The 18,181-nt window shown below is 34.1% G+C and carries 25 protein-coding genes; 13 read left to right on the plus strand and 12 right to left on the minus strand.

The genetic code is table 11. The features are described 5' to 3' along the window. The first annotated feature begins 2 nt into the window (after positions 1–2). The 3 genes from ACX119_RS03770 (at position 3) to ACX119_RS03780 (ending at position 2,683) form a co-directional block, all read left to right on the plus strand. Entirely contained in the window at positions 3–359 is a 357-nt protein-coding gene (locus tag ACX119_RS03770) for a hypothetical protein (RefSeq protein WP_459351797.1), read from the plus strand. Positions 360–398: 39 nt separating this feature from the next. After that, positions 399–758, plus strand: a complete 360-nt coding sequence (locus ACX119_RS03775) for a response regulator (RefSeq protein WP_459351798.1) — start codon at positions 399–401, stop codon at positions 756–758. A gap of 104 nt (positions 759–862) precedes the next feature. Further along, on the plus strand, positions 863–2,683 hold the full coding sequence (locus tag ACX119_RS03780) for an ATPase, T2SS/T4P/T4SS family (RefSeq protein WP_459351799.1): 1,821 nt from the start codon (positions 863–865) through the stop codon (positions 2,681–2,683). Here ACX119_RS03780 and ACX119_RS03785 read toward each other — a convergent pair. Further along, complete coding sequence (locus tag ACX119_RS03785) at positions 2,670–3,134, minus strand: metal-dependent transcriptional regulator (protein WP_297592690.1); 465 nt, start codon at positions 3,132–3,134, stop codon at positions 2,670–2,672. The genes ACX119_RS03780 and ACX119_RS03785 overlap by 14 nt on opposite strands. A 135-nt stretch (positions 3,135–3,269) precedes the next feature. Here ACX119_RS03785 and ACX119_RS03790 point away from each other — a divergent pair, with 135 nt between their 5' ends. Genes ACX119_RS03790 through ACX119_RS03805 form a run of 4 tightly spaced genes read left to right on the plus strand, consistent with a single transcriptional unit; the run spans position 3,270 to position 5,642 of the window. Further along, positions 3,270–3,620 carry a hypothetical protein gene (locus ACX119_RS03790; RefSeq protein ID WP_459351800.1) on the plus strand — a complete coding sequence of 117 codons (351 nt, stop codon included), beginning with the start codon at positions 3,270–3,272 and terminating at the stop codon, positions 3,618–3,620. Positions 3,621–3,658: 38 nt separating this feature from the next. Next, positions 3,659–4,150 (plus strand): DUF192 domain-containing protein, encoded by a 492-nt coding sequence (locus ACX119_RS03795; protein WP_459351801.1) that lies wholly within the window; start codon positions 3,659–3,661, stop codon positions 4,148–4,150. A 41-nt stretch (positions 4,151–4,191) separates the two neighbouring features. Further along, entirely contained in the window at positions 4,192–4,827 is a 636-nt protein-coding gene (locus tag ACX119_RS03800) for a hypothetical protein (RefSeq protein WP_459351802.1), read from the plus strand. A gap of 41 nt (positions 4,828–4,868) precedes the next feature. Next, complete coding sequence (locus ACX119_RS03805) at positions 4,869–5,642, plus strand: sulfite exporter TauE/SafE family protein (protein WP_459351803.1); 774 nt, start codon at positions 4,869–4,871, stop codon at positions 5,640–5,642. A gap of 105 nt (positions 5,643–5,747) precedes the next feature. Here the strand turns inward: ACX119_RS03805 and ACX119_RS03810 are convergent, their stop codons facing one another. After that, a complete protein-coding gene (locus tag ACX119_RS03810) occupies positions 5,748–6,200 on the minus strand; it encodes a hypothetical protein (RefSeq protein ID WP_459351804.1) in 453 nt (150 codons plus the stop codon). Between the two features lie 3 nt (positions 6,201–6,203). Beyond that, positions 6,204–7,973, minus strand: coding sequence for an SDR family NAD(P)-dependent oxidoreductase (locus ACX119_RS03815; protein ID WP_459351805.1), 1,770 nt, complete (start codon positions 7,971–7,973; stop codon positions 6,204–6,206). Between the two features lie 99 nt (positions 7,974–8,072). Between ACX119_RS03815 and ACX119_RS03820 the strand changes: the two genes are divergently transcribed. Beyond that, complete coding sequence (locus ACX119_RS03820; RefSeq protein ID WP_459351806.1) at positions 8,073–8,309, plus strand: hypothetical protein; 237 nt, start codon at positions 8,073–8,075, stop codon at positions 8,307–8,309. 2 nt (positions 8,310–8,311) lie between these two features. Further along, a complete protein-coding gene (locus ACX119_RS03825; protein ID WP_459351807.1) occupies positions 8,312–8,689 on the plus strand; it encodes a hypothetical protein in 378 nt (125 codons plus the stop codon). Here ACX119_RS03825 and endA read toward each other — a convergent pair. The 5 genes from endA to fbp all read right to left on the minus strand — a co-directional run bounded on the left by endA (position 8,686) and on the right by fbp (position 13,438). Continuing rightward, positions 8,686–9,222, minus strand: a complete 537-nt coding sequence (endA, locus tag ACX119_RS03830; RefSeq protein WP_297592676.1) for a tRNA-intron lyase — start codon at positions 9,220–9,222, stop codon at positions 8,686–8,688. The two genes, ACX119_RS03825 and endA, sit on opposite strands and share 4 nt — an antisense overlap. An 82-nt stretch (positions 9,223–9,304) precedes the next feature. Then, entirely contained in the window at positions 9,305–9,958 is a 654-nt protein-coding gene (locus ACX119_RS03835) for a DUF47 domain-containing protein (protein ID WP_297592674.1), read from the minus strand. A gap of 66 nt (positions 9,959–10,024) precedes the next feature. Then, positions 10,025–11,791, minus strand: coding sequence for an ATP-dependent DNA ligase (locus ACX119_RS03840; RefSeq protein ID WP_459351808.1), 1,767 nt, complete (start codon positions 11,789–11,791; stop codon positions 10,025–10,027). Between the two features lie 38 nt (positions 11,792–11,829). Next, positions 11,830–12,240: a hypothetical protein gene (locus tag ACX119_RS03845; protein ID WP_459351809.1), complete on the minus strand. Its 411-nt coding sequence runs from the start codon at positions 12,238–12,240 to the stop codon at positions 11,830–11,832. A gap of 64 nt (positions 12,241–12,304) precedes the next feature. Then, positions 12,305–13,438 (minus strand): fructose-1,6-bisphosphate aldolase/phosphatase, encoded by a 1,134-nt coding sequence (gene fbp / locus ACX119_RS03850; protein WP_459351994.1) that lies wholly within the window; start codon positions 13,436–13,438, stop codon positions 12,305–12,307. Between the two features lie 130 nt (positions 13,439–13,568). Here fbp and tuf point away from each other — a divergent pair, with 130 nt between their 5' ends. Genes tuf through ACX119_RS03865 form a run of 3 tightly spaced genes read left to right on the plus strand, consistent with a single transcriptional unit; the run spans position 13,569 to position 15,419 of the window. After that, entirely contained in the window at positions 13,569–14,867 is a 1,299-nt protein-coding gene (gene tuf / locus ACX119_RS03855; RefSeq protein WP_459351810.1) for a translation elongation factor EF-1 subunit alpha, read from the plus strand. A gap of 10 nt (positions 14,868–14,877) precedes the next feature. Further along, on the plus strand, positions 14,878–15,186 hold the full coding sequence (gene rpsJ, locus ACX119_RS03860) for a 30S ribosomal protein S10 (RefSeq protein ID WP_012215416.1): 309 nt from the start codon (positions 14,878–14,880) through the stop codon (positions 15,184–15,186). Between the two features lie 29 nt (positions 15,187–15,215). Continuing rightward, a complete protein-coding gene (locus ACX119_RS03865; RefSeq protein ID WP_459351995.1) occupies positions 15,216–15,419 on the plus strand; it encodes a TFIIB-type zinc ribbon-containing protein in 204 nt (67 codons plus the stop codon). Here the strand turns inward: ACX119_RS03865 and ACX119_RS03870 are convergent, their stop codons facing one another. From ACX119_RS03870 to ACX119_RS03880, 3 genes are all read right to left on the minus strand, one after another. Beyond that, on the minus strand, positions 15,420–15,617 hold the full coding sequence (locus ACX119_RS03870; protein WP_459351811.1) for a C2H2-type zinc finger protein: 198 nt from the start codon (positions 15,615–15,617) through the stop codon (positions 15,420–15,422). It lies immediately after the preceding gene. Between the two features lie 2 nt (positions 15,618–15,619). Then, the gene (locus tag ACX119_RS03875) at positions 15,620–16,030 is read right to left on the minus strand and encodes a hypothetical protein (protein WP_459351812.1); all 411 of its coding nucleotides are present in this window, start codon (positions 16,028–16,030) and stop codon (positions 15,620–15,622) included. A 245-nt stretch (positions 16,031–16,275) separates the two neighbouring features. Next, complete coding sequence (locus ACX119_RS03880; protein WP_297592653.1) at positions 16,276–16,398, minus strand: hypothetical protein; 123 nt, start codon at positions 16,396–16,398, stop codon at positions 16,276–16,278. Positions 16,399–16,508: 110 nt separating this feature from the next. Between ACX119_RS03880 and ACX119_RS03885 the strand changes: the two genes are divergently transcribed. After that, positions 16,509–17,018, plus strand: coding sequence for a TIGR00725 family protein (locus tag ACX119_RS03885; protein WP_459351813.1), 510 nt, complete (start codon positions 16,509–16,511; stop codon positions 17,016–17,018). Here the strand turns inward: ACX119_RS03885 and ACX119_RS03890 are convergent. Continuing rightward, on the minus strand, positions 17,008–18,147 hold the full coding sequence (locus ACX119_RS03890) for a 3-hydroxyacyl-CoA dehydrogenase (RefSeq protein ID WP_459351814.1): 1,140 nt from the start codon (positions 18,145–18,147) through the stop codon (positions 17,008–17,010). The genes ACX119_RS03885 and ACX119_RS03890 overlap by 11 nt on opposite strands. Positions 18,148–18,181 lie beyond the last annotated feature (34 nt).

Here is an 18,181-nt window from a genome sequence, read left to right on the forward strand (position 1 = left end):
TTATGAATGATAAATTTATTGAGATTGCCACAAAAGAGATTGCATCTGATATTGCTCAAATTGAAAAAATCATGAATTCATGTAAAACAGATGATGATATATTTGAGAATGCCTCAAAATTTCAAGTTTATACCCACAAAATCAAGGGTCTTGCACCGATGATGGGTAAAGAAAAATTGGGATTGCTCTCTGCATCTCTTGATTCTCTTTTCAAAAGAATGAATTCTGGTACAAAACATGATGATATTTTTAACATTTTGAGCCCTGTTGTAAATGACATGCAGCGTTCACTAAATGAGCCTAATTATGAATTAAGTCAAATTACTCAGAGAATTGAACAGATTTTGTCACATGGATAATCATGAATATTTTTTATATTGAATTGAAATAGATTCTTTATGGCAAATATCATGATTGCTGATGATTCTGATGCAATTAGATTGGTTCTAAAAGACATTTTGTCTATTGGCGAACATGATATTGTTGCAGAAGCAATAGATGGTGCACAAGCTGTTGAACTTTATCAGAAACATAATCCTCAAATTCTATTATTAGATTTAGCAATGCCTCACAAAGATGGTTTAACTGTTGTCAAAGAAGTTATTGCATATGATCCTAAAGCCAAAATCATTTTAATCACTGCAAGTGATGATCAAAAAACAATCAATCAATGTTTAGAATGTGGTGCATCATCTTATATCTCAAAACCCTTTGATTTCAATGGGGTGTTAAAAGCAATTACAGAAAATATACAATAAATCTATTATTTTGTATGATTCAAATAATATATCAAAAATTGATTATTGGATATTTTAACAAAGTAATTTAGGGTCCTATCTTTAAGATATGGTGAAGAGAAAACTTGTCAAAAATAGTAGCTGATACAAGCGTAATCATTAATGGTCAACTGATTGCACAAATTGAATCTGGTTCAATTCGAGATACCGAAATAATAATCCCTCAGGCCGTCTTTGATGAGCTACAATCCCAAGCTGCAAGTAAAAAAGAACAAGGCTTTGTGGGATTGGAAAAAATTAGAAAACTAAAAGAATTGTCAGGAAGTTTTGGAATTACGATAGTCATAAAGGGAACACATCCCTCAAATGATGATATTAAGCTTGCAGGTAGTGGAAGAATTGATGCATTAATTATAGATTTAGCTAAACAGACTGAATCAACACTTTACACATCTGATAATGTTCAGCATTTAGTTGCGCAAGCTGAAGGTATAGAAACAGTATTCCTAAAATCCATCATAAAAGACACAAAAATGGAATTTTTAAAATTCTTTGATTCTCAAACCATGAGTGTTCATCTAAAAGAAAATCAATTTCCTCTAGCAAAAAAAGGAACACCTGGAAATTTTCTCTTGACTCAACTAGATGATACATTACTAACTAAGAGCTATCTGGAAATGATCTCCTCTCAAATATTGGATGTTGCAAATATTTCTGATTCTAGTACTATTGAAATCTCAAAGACTGGTGCTTCTGTAATTCAACATGAAGATTATCGCATTGCAATTACTCATCCTCCTTTCTCAGAATCATTTGAAATAACCATTGTTCATCCTATAGTAAAATTATCTTTGGATGATTATGATTTATCTGAAAAATTAATGGAGCGCTTCTCTAATAGTGCTGAAGGAATCGTAATTTCTGGGGCTCCTGGATCTGGAAAAAGTACACTTGCTTCTGGTCTTGCAAATTATTATCATAGTCTGGGAAAAATTGTTAAAACATTTGAATCTCCGCGAGATTTGCAAGTAAATTCAGGAATTACTCAATATAGTAAATTAGAAGGAAGTTTTGATAATACTGCAGATATTTTGTTACTTGTTCGTCCAGATTATACTATTTTCGATGAAGTGAGACGAAGAGAGGATTTTAGAACATTTGCCGATTTGCGATTAACAGGAGTTGGGATGGTTGGTGTTGTTCATGCAAATTCTCCATTAGATGCAATACAGAGATTTATTGGAAAAATTGAACTTGGGATAATTCCAAATATTTTGGATACGGTAGTCTTTATCAAAGATGGAAAGATTGCAAAAGTCTATGAATTAGAATTAAAAGTCAAGGTTCCTACAGGTATGACTGAATCTGATCTTGCAAGACCTGTTATTGAGATTAGAAATTTTGAAGATAAAGAATTAGAGCATGAAATTTACACTTTTGGCGAAGAAAACGTAATTGTACCAGTTAGTAAAAAAACCCAAAAAATAGGAATTGAAAAACTTGCAGAAGATAAGATAAAGGAAGTATTTCGAAAATATGATCCACATGTAGAAGTTGAAATTTTGTCTGATAATCGAGTTAAAGTCCTTGTAAATGAGCATAACATTGCATCCATAATTGGGAAGGGAGGCTCAAATATCAATGAGATAGAAAAATTTCTCAAAGTTCACATTGATGTTGTAGAAAAAAATTCTGATGATTCTTATGAATCTGATAATGATTTACAATTTACTTTTTCAGAATCAAAAACTTCATTCCTTCTGACAGTTAATCGAGAGTATACCTCCATGTATGCTGACGTTTATGTAGATGGAAGAAATCTAGGTTCTTTGCGAATAGGAAAGAAAGGACAGATAAAAATTCCTAAACGTTCTGATATTGCACGAAGTATAATGAATAACGCATCAACTAAAAACGAAATTAAGTTAGTTCTTAGAGATTTTTAAAATTTTCAATTATCTTTGGGTTTGCTTTTAGAAAAGTAATGAATTTTCTTAACTGTTTTATTGTTTTTGGGTTTAGATGATGTTCTATTCCTTCTGTATCTTGGTTTGCAGTATCATACCCAATACCTAATATCTCGAAAAATTCTAATAAAATACCGTGTTTTTGTCTTATACCTTTAGCAATTTCAGAACCTTTACTTGTAAGATTAATTCCATGGTACTTTTCATATTCTAAGAATCCATTCTCATCTAATCTCTGAAGCATTTTGGTAACACTTGGTGCACTAACATGCATGTATCTGGAAATATCTAGTGTAGTTGCATATCCTTTCAATTCTACTAATTCTGAAATAATTTCCAAATAATCTTCCATTCTTGTACTAGAGCGAGTTCTTTCTGATTGATGTGCTGCTTTAATTGAATCTAATCTCTTTGTATTTTTGGATTTCATCTATTCTTTGTAACTAAATCAAAGCTAGTATAATTGAGTGTCTCTTCTGCTAGCCATGGTTACTCTTTGTTGACTTGGATGTGACAGATATTGATCTTCGATTCTTAACTAATTTCCTTCAAAGTAGTAACTGGAATGGTTGATCCCCTAAAGGAACGACTAGATAAAATTAGAAAATTATCTGGTTCTGCTCACCGTAGAGCAAATTTGTATTCAGATATTGCCAAAATTGATGATAAACACGCTGGTTCCTCTTTAGGTGCACTTCAAAAAGCACCAGCTCCTGGTAAAAAACTCCAAAAAATAGGATTTTTGATGCTATGGATTCCTGAACCTACTGGTGTTACCTGTGCAATTGGAGCTCCAATGATAGTAGCAGGAAGATATCTTGACAAAAAATACAATGGTACCACAATACACGATATTGGTCACCAAACAAAGAATACTATTTCATCAATTAACGATTTTAAGAATTCTGTTTTTTAACACTCTTGGTTTTTAATAGGACTAGGAGAATTTAGATTATGACTACTAGGGCCCAAGCATTAATTCCAATTACTATTGCTGCTGTGATAATTGGTGTGGTAGGAATGCTATCTCTACCAAGTGAGAGTAAATTAGAGTCAGTTGAATTTCCAAGAGGTACTATCAAAATTGATGATATCCCTCTTGAGGTGCAAATAGCTGATACTGAACCTCGACGTGTGAGAGGATTGATGTTTCAAGATCAGTTGCCATATGATCAAGGAATGATCTTTGTATTTGATCAACCTGGGCTTTATTCTCTTTGGATGTTAAACATGCAATTTCCACTAGACATGATTTGGTTTGACGAAGATGGCAAAGTTGTTCATATTGAAACTAACATTACTCCCTGTAGAACTGCATTAGAAATTACGACTTGCCAAAGTGTTGTTCCTGAGAATGAAGCAACTTATGTTTTAGAAGTAACGGCAGGATTTGTTGAGCAAAATAATATTACAAAAGATTCTATTTTGACTATTATATCGATCTAAAATTACAAAGCCTTATTTTGACATACTAAAAAATACTATTTGTGAATAGACTTCTCTTAATTCCTATCGTACTTGGCATTGCAGCTGCAATATCATTATCATTAATGATTACTCCTGAAGAATCAGATTCTGCACCACTAACTGATATTGGTTTTACTTTTTATGATGTTGAGAAGATAAAGACAAAACTTGGAGCACAAAACATTACAATGTCTTCTCCTACTGCAATCACTGATCACACTAAAGACCAATACTGTACTTATTTTGATTCAGATGACATTCAGAAATTTGTAGAATATTGTACCACTACTGCTATCATTGATTCTGATGGAAACTCTATTGGGAATATCAACATGGGTGGAACCATTAATGGTGGACCAATTATGGCAGTTGCATTAGTAGAGTCATCTCCATTTTTAGATTCAAGTGAAGATGAGGTTGATGCTGTTTTTGAGGCTATGATTGAAACTCTAGTTTGTGATTGCTGGGAAGAAAAACAACCTGGAAATTTTGAAACAGTCAAAGAATGGATTAATGCTGCAGAAAGACATTTTGCAGAATCTGATCAAAACTCTTCTCTAAAATCAGAAATTTCTGGTTTGGCTCAAAAAGAGATTATCTTAGAAGTTTCTACAACTGAAAAGGGATATCTTTGGACATTAATTGTTCTCAAGTAGTCTAATTATATACTACAAAATTAGTTGATTGACGAATTACAATGATTGATCAATTATGGCTAATTCCTCTAGGATTTGCTGCAGGAATTTTAGGTTCTATGATAGGTCTTGGTGGTGGAATAATTGTGGTACCTGTATTGACTTTTCTAGGATTTTCCCCAACTGCTGCAGCAAGTAATAGTCTATTTGCTGCTCTTAGCAATTCAATTGCATCTACAATTTCATACACAAAACAAAAGAGAATTGAATTTTCTTTGGGATTAAAACTTGGGTTACTATCTATTCCAGGAACTGTTTTGGGGGCACTAATTTCTACTGATGTCGCTCCTGTTACTTTTAAAATATTATTTGGGTTTGTATTGATTGCATCTGCTGTTTATATTTTTTTGAGAAAAAAAATCCAAACTAAAGATAAATCTCTATCAAAGCAAATGATGTTATTTGCAGTTGCTGCTAGTTTTTTTGCAGGAATTATTTCTTCGTTCTTTGGTATTGGTGGAGGAATTATCTTTGTACCATTAATGGTAGTAGGAATGGGTATGGCAATGAAAAAAGCTGCACCAACATCACAACTAATTTTGTTATTTGCTTCATCGTCTGGAGTAGTTGTGCATAGTTTGTTAGGACATCCTGATTTTCTTCAAGCAGGATTTTTAGCAATTGGTTCTTTTATTGGGGGATTGGTTGGTGCAAGATTATCCCTTGATGTTAAGGAGAGATATTTGCAGATACTAGTTTCAGTTGTAATTTTAATTGCAGCAGGAAAATTATTCCTTGATTCCATAAGTGAAAACTTTACACTCTTTGGATTCTAGCCTTGATTTTTGATTTGTATTTTTATATTTATTTTGTAATACATATCGTTCGTTAAGTCTTAGGATTTGACGGCTGAGGAGACTAGTCGGCTCCTAGGTTTTATTTTATCTTGGTGGTTCTTTTTTAATTCTGTAAATGTTTCTCTTTGAAAGTACTACTGTTTCGTTCTCTTGAGTTGTTCCCTCAAAATCTACTGCTATTTTTCCAAACTCATCATCTATGTCTTCTTTTTGAGAAATTGTAAATTTTAATTTCAATACTTGATCAGTATAAAATGGTTTTAGGAATCTAGTGTTTCTATTCTTCCATTCAGGATCTCCATCGGTTCCTAGAAAAATAATATGATTTCCATAAATTTGACTTAGTCTTGTAAACTCTCCTTCCATTCTTGATAAAATTGCTCTACCTGAAACTATCTGCTGCTCTTCTTTTTGTTTTTGTTCCAAAAATGCGTTTTTCACTCTTGAAAAGTTGAGATACTCTTCTAACTCTTTGTCTGAAATACTACATGTAGAAAAAAAACTATCTCCAACTTTTAATTCAGAAAATTTTTTCATTATCTATCTTGATTCATCAACACAGAAAGTTACTTCTGCTGATGAAGCAGCACTATCTGATACGAGGAAATTTAGTGCATCTGCAATTCGTTGATTGCTAGGTTCTGTTCCTGTAACAGTTCCTGGGAATATTGTGAATAATCTAATTTTAGAATTTAGAACATCACTTAATTCTTGATTTACAGTTGTTGTAAATGGTCTTAGCGCTCCTCTGAAAACTTCAACTTGAGCTCTTTGTGTACCTGTAACTTTACGGCCTACTGGTAAATCTGGACCAATTATCATGATTGCACCTTTGGCATCTTTGTATAATCTAGGATCTTTTGCTCCTCCTGGAACAAAGTGTTCAAGTGCTCTTTGTGCAACTGTTGCAGGAGTCAAAATGAATTTTGCTGTCAATTCTTCCCATTTTGCTCTTGTCTGTTCAGTTAATTTTGATATTTCTGGTAGTTTGCCAGTGATGTGAATTACTGCAAGTATCTCCCCGATGTTGGTTTTGGCAGTATTTAGCCATCTTTCAACATCTCCTGGATTTTTAATATCTACTACATGTGAATGAAATTTGCTGCTGATCTGCTCTTGAAGTTCTTTTGGGGTTGACTCTGAAATAAAACAAGCTACTTTTCCACCATTCTCAACAACATGTTGGGCTAAAAATTCTACCCTGTCTGCATCTGCCTTGTCTGTTGCATCTATTGTTAACACGATTGCCTTTCCTGCAAAGTCTGGTTGATGAACACCTGGAGTTGTGGTTCCAATGTGTGGTTTTACTGGATAGAAGACCCTGTCTCCAGGAATCACTTTGCCGTTTAGTATTTTTGCAATCTCATCGTCACACAAATTCAAAACTGATTCTGCAACTTGACCTTGTGAAAGAAATTCCCTGTTTGCAATCATATGTGATGTATTGTTTTGTACTTTTTCTGCAATTGTTTGAATTTTGTTTAATAGATTTGTAAATGTCTCAGTTAATTTGGATACATCTTTGCCTTTTGCAAGTTTTGCAGCTGCTTTTGTAATCCCTTCTTTGATTGTATTGTCGTCTTCGCCTAATAATTCTAGTAATTCTCTATTGGCTTCATCAACTTCTACTGGTGAAAGATCTTCAAAACCGCTAACTCTCATGAACTCTGCAGCTGCCTTTGGATAAACTGTTTTGTAAATTCTATCTGAATGAACCGGGCCTGGATTTGTTGCAATTGATATGATGCCTTTGTCAGTTAGCTCCCATGACATTGCTTCAGCTAATCTATTTTTTGCACCTTGAGATGCAGTGTATGGACTTCTAAATCTGTAAGGTCTTTGCTCTAGCGGTCTCTCTTCAGTAAAGAAAGTTGAGATTGTAATAATTTTTCCTCCTTGCTTCATTATTTTTAGTGCTTGCACCGAACCCCAAAATGTTCCAGTAAGATGTATTGCTACAGTACTTTTAAAATCCTCTAATGGAGCATTTGCAAAACAAGTTACAGGGCCTGATACCCCTGCGTTATTAATAATATAATCAATTGTGGTGTTTTCATTTTTTAAAGTGTTAAACATCTCATTCATTGCTGTTTCATCAGCTACGTCAACTCCTGCAAAAATTTTAACAGATGCCCCGCTACCTTGAGGGATTTTGGATTCTAACTCTTTTGCTGCTTCTTGGAGCGGCTCTTTTCTTCTTCCAAGAATGATTACACTCGCTCCGTTTTCAATAAACTTTGTAGCAATGGCTTTACCTATGCCTGTACCACTACCTGTTACAAGAGCAATTTTATTTTGAAATTTCAGCATAGATAAACTGTCAAAACTTTTGTGATATTTAATTCGATTGATCTCAGTGACTCATTTTTTCTTGATATCTTTATTTGTGGGTACACTTCAAGATTTCATATGCATGATTCTGAACCTGACACTTTTGTGTATCAAACATGGCCTGAGAAATTCTCAAGCATGTTAAAGGAGATCGGCATAGATTCTGAATCTAAAGATATTGGAACTGATGAAGTTGAAAAAGGTGATTACTATAGTAGATATTTTGCTCAAACCCCTAGAATGATAACAAACAGAGGATGTCTTGACGTAAAAAACTCTAATATCGATGTAATTCAAATTATTCAAAAGGGATAAGAATGCAAGATCCAAATCCAATGCCTTGGGGCGCTCTAGATAGATTTCAAGCACATTTTATTGTGAGAAAAGATCCTGGAGATTCTGTTGGAAATTATGTTGCAAAGACAAAATTAACTACAAAGGGACATTTTGGTTCCAAAAAAATTGTTAAAGTTGACTGGGATGGACCTGGAACTCTTGCAACAAAACTAAATGCAGATGTTGAATTAAACGAATTAATTGCAAAGCAATCTCTAAAGGATGCAACAATCTATGTTGAACCAACTGATGGTGTTGTAAGAATTAGAAGTAAATGGGATAATCATATTTCTTTTGGAATATCAAAAGAACTTTTTGAAATCTATGATAAAATAGCTGGTCACATAAAATCTGTCTAGGCTTTCCACCAATCTAAGGCAAGAAAATCTACTTTGTCTTTGCCTTTCGGAATTGCTAAAATGAATTGCTTTCTAACTGTAGTTGCTAGTCTTCCAGCAAGCACAATGCCTGTGGATGAAATTGATTCTGTTCTGTTGTATACTTGAATCAAGTATGGTGCATGATCAATTCCAGGACCCTTTTCATAAACTGCAAAATCACATCCAAACTTTATTCCTGGGTTTATGATGTATCCTTTGTCTCGGAAATTTTTATACACTAAATATTTTTTATCAAAATCATGATATTCTTTTTTACAAATTTCAATTAGTTGTTCTGCCGTTAACTTTTGTTTTTTTGTATCTATTGTAATTTTTTTATTTTCTAAAAGATATAACCCTTCAATTAGATCCAAAATTAAAGGCGCATCAATTTCTTCAGGTATTGGTTTTGGTATTCCAATTGGTTTGCCATAATATCCTTGACTGAAAAGTTTTCTAGAATCCTCAATGTTCCAAACAATTATTCTGTTTTCAATTAACTCGCTTTTCACAGTTTGTTTGTAATGTTTAGTGTATATGAATTCTAATGTACATAATTTCATAAAAATAAAGTAAAAATGTGAAATGGTGTTTTTAAAGACTCAACGCTAGTAAAATAAAGGAATCTGATACTCGCTGGCATTTGTCTGCCATCTCTTCAATTCCTTCAATTACATCTTTCATTAACATAAGCTCTTTTGTATTTGATACTTCGTTTAGAAGTTTTATTGTTGCCTGTCTGTATTTTATGTCAATTTCTCTTTCGATGGTTTGAGTTTCTTGAGCCAATTCAATTGCATTAGCAGTGTTTGTGTTAAGACTTCGAATAATCTCATTCAATTTGTATACTTCATCTACAACAAGTTCAATTAACTTGGTAAGATCTTTGTCAAGTTTTGCACTCTTTAATGTAGTTGGCTTTACATTTGAAAGCTTGAATGAAATTCCTGTGATGTAACCTGCAATTTCATCCATTGTGTATGCTGTATTTAGAAGATTTTCTCTGTTCATGATTAATCCTCCAACGTCTGCAACTTCTCTTGTAATCTTTCTTCTTAGATTCTCTACTTCTTCTTCTATTGTAGAAATTTGTTCAAGAGTGTTTTTGATTCCAGTTTTGTCTTTTTTCATCATTAGATCTGGAAGTGTTGCTAGCTCTCTGGCAGCATTTAGGATTCTGTTTATCTCGTCTTGTAAAACTGCTATAGCCTTTCTTTTTGCTTGAACTTCAAGCTCTCCGCTATACATAACAGAATGTAAAAAATCCACAGGTAATTTAAATCCTCTATGATTTCTGATACTTTTTGAGCGCGATTATATCAAATTTTTATCATGTGCCACTTTTTTCTGCCCTTTGTAAAGTGTAATTACCTCTTCATTTGTTGATGCATCTTCAGCTGCTTTTTCTAATCTGATCTTTCCAGTAAATTTTGGGAATCTCAAAGCTAGTCCTGCTCCTTTTCTAATAACATCTTTTGCAGCTTTGTGAATTGGACTGAGTGTTATTTCTGATGCTACAACTTCGATAACTAACTCTGGCTCAAACCAAACATCAGCTTCCATCTCACTGAGAATTCGGGGATTTTTTTTGATTGTAACTTTAGGATTTAGAATTTGATATAATTGATCTAAACTATCATCAGAAAATCCAGTCCCGACTTTGCAAATACTTGTGAACACATCTTCGTCTTCATCATATGTTGCAAGCAATAGTGTTCCATAATTTCCAGTTCTTCTTCCTTTTCCAAAAAATCCTCCCACAACAACCAGATCTAAACTGTCTCCTAGTTCATTTTGATATTCTCTTTTTAGCTTTAACCAGTAACTTCCTCTGGACCCTGCTTGGTATGGTTTTTCTAACTGCTTTAACATCAAGCCCTCGCTTCCCGAATTGATGCTGTTCTCTAAAAAGTCCTCAATCTCATTTTCATTTCTCACTACTTCCATTGGTATGTATTTTGCAAAATCATCTTCTTTGACAATTTTCTCCAGTTTTTCTCTTCTTTCTGCATAGCTTAACTTCAAACAACTTTTATCATTGCAATACAGTATATCAAAAAAATTAACTGTAATTGGATACTGTGTAACTGCTTTTTCAATTTTGTATTTTCGTCTTCTATGCATTAATTCCTGAAATGGTAAAAACTCCCCAGTATTCTCATTGATTGCAACAGCTTCTGCCTCTAGTATTGCGTTGTCAGCTTGAATGGCTTGTGGAATTTTTTCAATTATATCTGGATAATAACTTGAAATATTTTCCAAACTTCTTGAGAATAATACAACCTTATTTCCTTCTACATGAATTTGTACTCTCTCTCCATCTAGTTTGTATTCAGCTGCAAATTCATTTCCTAACTTTTCAATTGCCTCTTGTTCACTCTTTACTCTATCTGCTAGCATTGGCCTAATTGGATTAAATAAAATAATTTCAAATTTCTCAATTCCTGAAATTCCTTTTGTTGCAATTGTTTCTGCAACTTTACCTAAATCACTTGAAACATTATATGCATGCTCTAAAATTTTTCTATTCTCTTTGTTTCCAGAAAAAGCTATTGCCAATGCATCCATTACTGTATTCTCAGCAATTCCTAAGCGCAATGTTCCTAGTAAAATCTTCAAAATATAACTGGCCTCTAATGGTGTTGCGTCATTTAGTAGACTGGAGATGTATTTCATCTTCATGTCTTGAGAGCGTGATCCTTCTGATTTTGAAATTTTAAACAGGGTCTCATAGACTCTCTCCACTGTAATATCTTCTACAAGAAATGTTGTTTGTGTTTTCTGCTCTAGAATAATTGATGCTGCATGTCCGATGTCTCCTCCCTTTCTGTATTCGTCTTCTATTTTTTTAATTTGAATTCCCGAGGATTTTGAAATGGCCTTTATTGCAAGTTTTTCTGCAACTCCTAACTCAATTCCTTCAAAATCTGGCCTTAATTTTCCTTGCAATAGATAAACAATTTTTGAAATAACATCGTGGGGTGTTTTTTCAAACAGTTCGACTAGTATTTTTGTTAGCTCTAATCTCTTTGTGGTTGACTCCATTTTGAAAAAAGAATCAGCTAAGATGGAGAACTCCATTCTAATTCATAATCTATTCCCGAATAAAAGTATGAATCTTAAATGTATCTGAAAATTGTTGGTTTGTCTGATTTTGGAAGATCAGATACAAGGGCAAAATTGCATAACGGGTAATCTTTTTTGTACTGTTTCATAAAACTCCATGCAACATCATGAGTTTTGAATTCAGTTCTAATTCCGTCTATCTTTGATTTTTTTCCAAACACATCAAAAACCACAACTGAATATTGCTTGGGACGATTATGGGGTTTAGCTTTGAGAAGCCATGCAAGCGCAAAAATAAACACAGCCCCTAAAATCACATACTCTCCAGCTATTTTGAAAAATGCTAAAATTATTCCTGGGATGGTTTGCCCAAATAAAACTGCCATGAAATTTGAAAACGAAATTACCGCTAGTGCAGTGAATATGTAAGTTTTCCAATCAAAGATTTTTTGAAAATCCATCATTGTGTGATTTTGCTACGTTGTTTTGGCTATTAACTATTCCCTATGATTTAACTCTAGAAAATGACTAATCTGGATCTTCGTAATTTTCTTTCTTTTCTCCACTGGAAGTTTCTTCCATGGGCTTCATCTTGCTTTCTAGAACATCCATTCTTGCTCTATATCCTTCAGCATATTCTAATTCTGATGGAACAAGTGTTGCAGGATGAATGAATCCTTGACTTCTAATTGCCATTGCTTTCTTTGTTGCAATCTCTCTAATGTAGTCCCAATCAGGAGTTGAGAATCCATCAAATGGACCAGTTAGTTTTCCGTTATGCATACTAAACACTAATGCCTCTACTATTGGAATGCAAAAATTAATTGTTGCAGCTGAATTTAGTTTTACAGGCATTAATGGCATATTGTGACTACCTCTAGTGTTTCCTGCAACAAAATGTGGATTGTTAAAGACACTTCCTACTTCTTCTGTAGCTGGAAAATTCTTTTGAGTTCTAACGATACAGATTGGATCATCTTTTCCAACATATGTGCCTGCAATATTGTGTAATCTGTCCGTAGATGCATCAAGAATTGGTTCTCCATCTTTTGTATACACTGAATCTACAACATATCTTCCCGGATACATCAATGCAGCTTCTAATGTTGGTTTATCTTCCCATAATTCTAATTCTGCAATTTGAGCTTTCTCTACATCCATGATGTGGAATTTGACACCTTTGGCAAGACTTTTGTTTACAATTAATCCTGTATTGCTAAGTGCATCTACAAACATTCTGTAAATTGGATAATTAAATGCCCCTGGTTCTGTTTTATCTGCTGCAAATACTGTAAATGCTTCATTTGGTCTTTCCTCAAATTCTAATTCTGCAACTCCTGGGCCCATTCCCTTTACATTTCCTGAAAATGAATCCTTAAGCAAATCTTGTCCTGCTCCATACAGCCCTTCTTCTTTTGCAACTTGGGTTCCTGCCATGAAAGCATCCCATGCTAATTTATGGATCTGTTGATTGTCAACACCATGTGTATGTGTCATTACAATGTGGGTGTCATCCCCACAATAACCGATATAATGATCTATGAGTAAGTCTGAAGAATTTTTTACTGTATTTTTAATTGCATCAAGTAATCTATCGCTTGGTTTTGTGTGACCTCCAACTCCACCAACATCTGCTTTGATAACAGAAACTGTTATTTTCATATCTACCATTTTTGCCCCTTTGATTTATGTGCTTTTAGCAAAGTCTTGTGATCTGAAATTAATTGATTTTTTTTTAATTTTTCTTCAAAAATTCATAACAGTAATAAATGCCCTCAAATACGCTCTTCATATGGCAGATAAACCACACTTGAACCTGATTGTTACAGGTCATATTGATAATGGAAAATCAACAACTATGGGTCATTTCTTGATGGATCTTGGTGTTGTAGATGAAAGAACAATTGCAGCACACGGAGCCGAATCCGAGAAGACCGGAAAAGGTGATACTTTCAAGTATGCATGGGTTATGGATAACATTAAAGATGAAAGAGAAAGAGGTATTACAATCGATCTAGCTTTCCAAAAGTTTGAGTCTCCAAAGTACTTCTTTACTTTGATTGACGCTCCTGGTCACAGGGACTTTATTAAAAACATGATTACTGGCGCTTCTGAAGCAGATGCAGCCGTTTTGGTACTATCTGCAAAAGAGGGTGAAACCGATACTGCAATTGCTGCAGGTGGTCAAGCAAGAGAACACGCATTCTTGCTAAAGACACTCGGTGTAGGCCAACTAATTGTTGCAATCAACAAGATGGATGCAGTCGAATACAAAGAGGATGCATACAATGCAGCAAAAGAGAAAGGTGAAAAATTAGTAAAATCTGTAGGTTACAAACTAGAAAATGTACCATTCATTCCAGTTTCTGGATGGAAAGGCGATAACTTGGTTAAAAAATCTGAGAACATGGCTTGGTACAAAGGAAAAACACTACTTGAAGCATTTGATGACTTTACAGTAGCTGAAAAACCAATTGGTAAACCACTACGTGTTCCAATTCAAGATGTTTATACCATTACCGGTGTAGGTACTGTACCTGTAGGTAGAGTAGAGACCGGTGTAATGAAAGCCAATCAGAAAATCGTTGTAATGCCATCTGGCGCACAAGGTGAAATCAAATCAATTGAGACTCACCACACTGAAATGCCATCTGCAGAAGCAGGCGATAACATTGGTTTCAACTTGAGAGGTATTGAAAAGAAAGATATCAAGAGAGGAGATGTTCTTGGTACTCCTGATGCCCCTCCAATGGTTGCAAAAGAATTCAAAGCACAAATTATTGTAATTCATCACCCAACAGCAATTGCACCTGGTTATACACCAGTAATGCATGCACACACTGCACAAGTTGCAGCAACTGTTACTGAGTTCCTCCAAAAGATCAACCCAGCAACTGGAGCTGTTGAGGAAGAAAATCCAAAGTTCCTTAAAGTTGGAGATTCTGCAATTGTAAAAATCAGACCAGTAAGACCAACTTGCATAGAAACTTTCAAAGATTTCCCTGAAATGGGTAGATTTGCTCTCAGAGATATGGGTGCAACTATCGCAGCAGGAATCGTTAAAGAGATTACTGAAGAGTACAAACCATAGGCGTATATTTATGACACAAACCGCCCGTGTTAAACTCACTTCCACCAGTCTTCCAAAATTAGATGGTGTATGTGGGGAAATAATGGGAATCGGTAAAAAAACTGGTGTTAAAGTTAAAGGTCCAACCCCACTTCCTGTAAAACGATTACATGTTGCTACAAGAAAATCACCATGTGGAAACGGAACTGAAACCTATGAAAAATGGGAAATGAAAATGCATAGAAGAATAATCAATATCAACGCTGATGATAAGGCAATTAGACAACTGATGCGACTGAAAATCCCTGATGATGTTTACATTGAACTCTCTCTCACATAATCTGGTAGCCTTAAATTATAGAAATTTTGATGATAAACATGGTTGAAGATAACTTTGATGAAGTAGAAGAAACTCCTGTTGAGACATTTGATGTAAATTATTCCTGTCTTAGATGTGGAACAACTGTTTCAAACACTGAATTATCTCGATTACCTGAAATCAAATGCATCTGTGGATTTAGAGTCTTTACTAAAGTACGACCACCAGTAGTTAAGACAGTAAAAGCAATTTAATTATCTGTCTTTTTTGTAACTGTGCTCTCTTTGCAAATGTGTTCTCATATCTTCCATGTTTGAGAAATACTTGTTACACTCCTTGCAATCATATTGTAAATCTTTTCCATGAACAATTTGTTTATGATTCATCAATTCTTCTTCTTTTGAGAACTTTTTCTCACACATATCGCATTTGCTTTTTTTAAAAAACCCCAAGATTATCCAAACTCTGCTTTCTTTTCATCCCAACAAGTTCTGCATAACTGGCCTTCAATCTTCCACTTTCCTTTTGGATTGTATCTGATTAATCCCATTTTTCCACCACATAGTGCACAAAAGTCTTTTGCTTTTCCATGTGATTCTTCTTTTTTGTCAAAACATGCTTTACATAACAATCCTTCCATGTCCCATTGCCAACGTGGTTCCCACAAATCAGTAATTTTTTGAGTATTTCCACACACTACACATGGTTGTCTTACTTTACCTTCATAGTATTCTTTTGATTTCTCATAGTGACAATCGCCACAAAGTCTCCCTTTGATATTCCATTCTCTTTTTGGTTTGTGTTTGTGAGTTAATTCCTTGTTGCAAACTGCACAATATGATGGCTTTTTACTAAATAGTCCCATGTCTATGTTGATTTTAATAAATTAATTATTAAATGTAATAAAAATAGAGGACGAGTTTTAGTAGTCCTTTCCCTCTATTGACTGAAATGAGCATCCAATCTACTTTTGGAATATTTGTTTTGTACATTTTCCCAAGTTCTCCCTTGGATATTCCCTTTGTTTTCTACAAAACCAATTAGATAATTGTAAAATTTTAGGCAGTGTCCCCTAATGTATCAAATAAAAATAATAAAAACAAAATCGTATTATTGTTTTAAGATTTTCTCAAGGGCTTGACTTGCATTAAGCATGCCATTTCTCTTGGCAAATTCTTCGATCATTTTGTATTGTTTTTCTGTAAAACATACTGGCATTGAACGTCTTTCCATGAATAATCTTAGTATTTTTTACTAATATCCTTTTCTCTGCTTTTTCAAGAAAAACTATAATCACTTGTAAAAATGAGAAGATTTTTCAAGCCAATTTCTCAATCTCGAATATGGTAAAGAAGCGTCAGATCTTGGTAATTGGTCATAATACTAACGGCTGCAGACCTGAGCATGAAAAGACTGCATATGAGGTAGGCGTTGAAATTGCAAAATCTAAATCTGTTTTGATTTGTGGAGGATTAGGTGGGGTGATGAATGCAGTTGCGCATGGTGTTCATGACTCTAACGGATTAACAGTTGGAATTATCCCTCAAGATGATCCAAAAATGGCAAATGAATACTGTGACATTGTGATTCCAACTGGAATGGGTCTGACACGAGATTTTCTTAATGCCCTTAGCGCAGATGGTGTGATAATTATTGGTGGAGGTTCTGGAACATTATCAGAAGTATGTGCATCTTACATGCACAAAAAACCCATGGTTGCAATTAGAAAAATGGGAGGTACAGTTGAGCAATACATTGACGGTTTTATTGACCATAGAGAAAATATCAAGATAATTGGAGTTGATACTCCTAAAGAAGCAGTGGAAAAAATTCTAGAATTAACTACTGCATAAAGACTAGTAATGGATCTGGTTTGTAAAATTCCCCACTATCATCAGCTAGTTTGTTTAATTCATTAACAATATTTTTAATTCCTATTTGTTTTGCTGTTTCAAATAATGGTTTTTTCAATCCTAATCCTAACTGTGCTGCTTTTTCAATTTCTTTAATATCACTTGCACCATTTGTGACAAGCCATGCAGCATTGTTTAGAATATTTGCAACCAACTGAATAGGATCACATTTTGTTGCCAATTCCTCAGAAAGTGTAACTCGTTCGTATTTATCATCTGAATATTTGTAAAATCCTTCTCCTGATTTTTGTCCAAGCTTCTTCTCATCAAACATTTTTTCAACTAGTGGGTGGGGATTGATTACTTTTTTATCTCTCAAATGCATCTCTACAGTTGCTTTGTGAATTACATCCATTCCAGTAAAATCTGCCAGCTCAAATATTCCCATTGGGAATCCTAGTTTGAATTTTACTGCTGAATCTATTTCTTCAAGGGTGGCACCTGTTCTATCTTTTAGATAACATGCCTCATGTACCATTGGTATGAATAATCTATTAATGATAAATCCTGGAACATCTTTTCTGCAAATAACTGCTTGTTTGTTTACTGATTTTACATATTCTTGTGTTATTTCTGTGATTTCTTTACCTGTTTTCTCTCCAGGAATTATTTCAACTAATTTCATTAGTTGTGGTGGATTGAAAAAGTGAATCCCAATAAATTTTTCAGGACGAGAAGTTGTGTTGGCAATCTCTGTTATTGGAAGTGTGCTTGTGTTTGATGCAAAAATTACATCAGGTGCTGCTACTTTGTCTAATTCTGCATATACTTTTTTCTTCAAATCCATAATTTCTGGAACTACTTCAATTACAAGTTCTGCATCTTTTACTGCTTCAGTTAAATCCACTACTGGTTTAATTCTTGAAAAAATTGCATCTCCTTCTTGTTTAGAAATTTTTTCTTTGGAGACTAGTTTGTCTAGACTCCATTTTATTTTCTCCATTGCTTTATCCAAAAAGGATTGTTCAATATCTCTTAGAACTACATTGTATCCAGCAGTCGCTGAAACTTGAGCAATTCCATGCCCCATTACTCCAGAACCCAAAACTGTGATGTTTTTAATTGACACTGCTCTCAAAAATCGAGTATCCTTTATAATGTAT

It is taken from the genome of Nitrosopumilus sp. S4 (assembly GCF_054515835.1).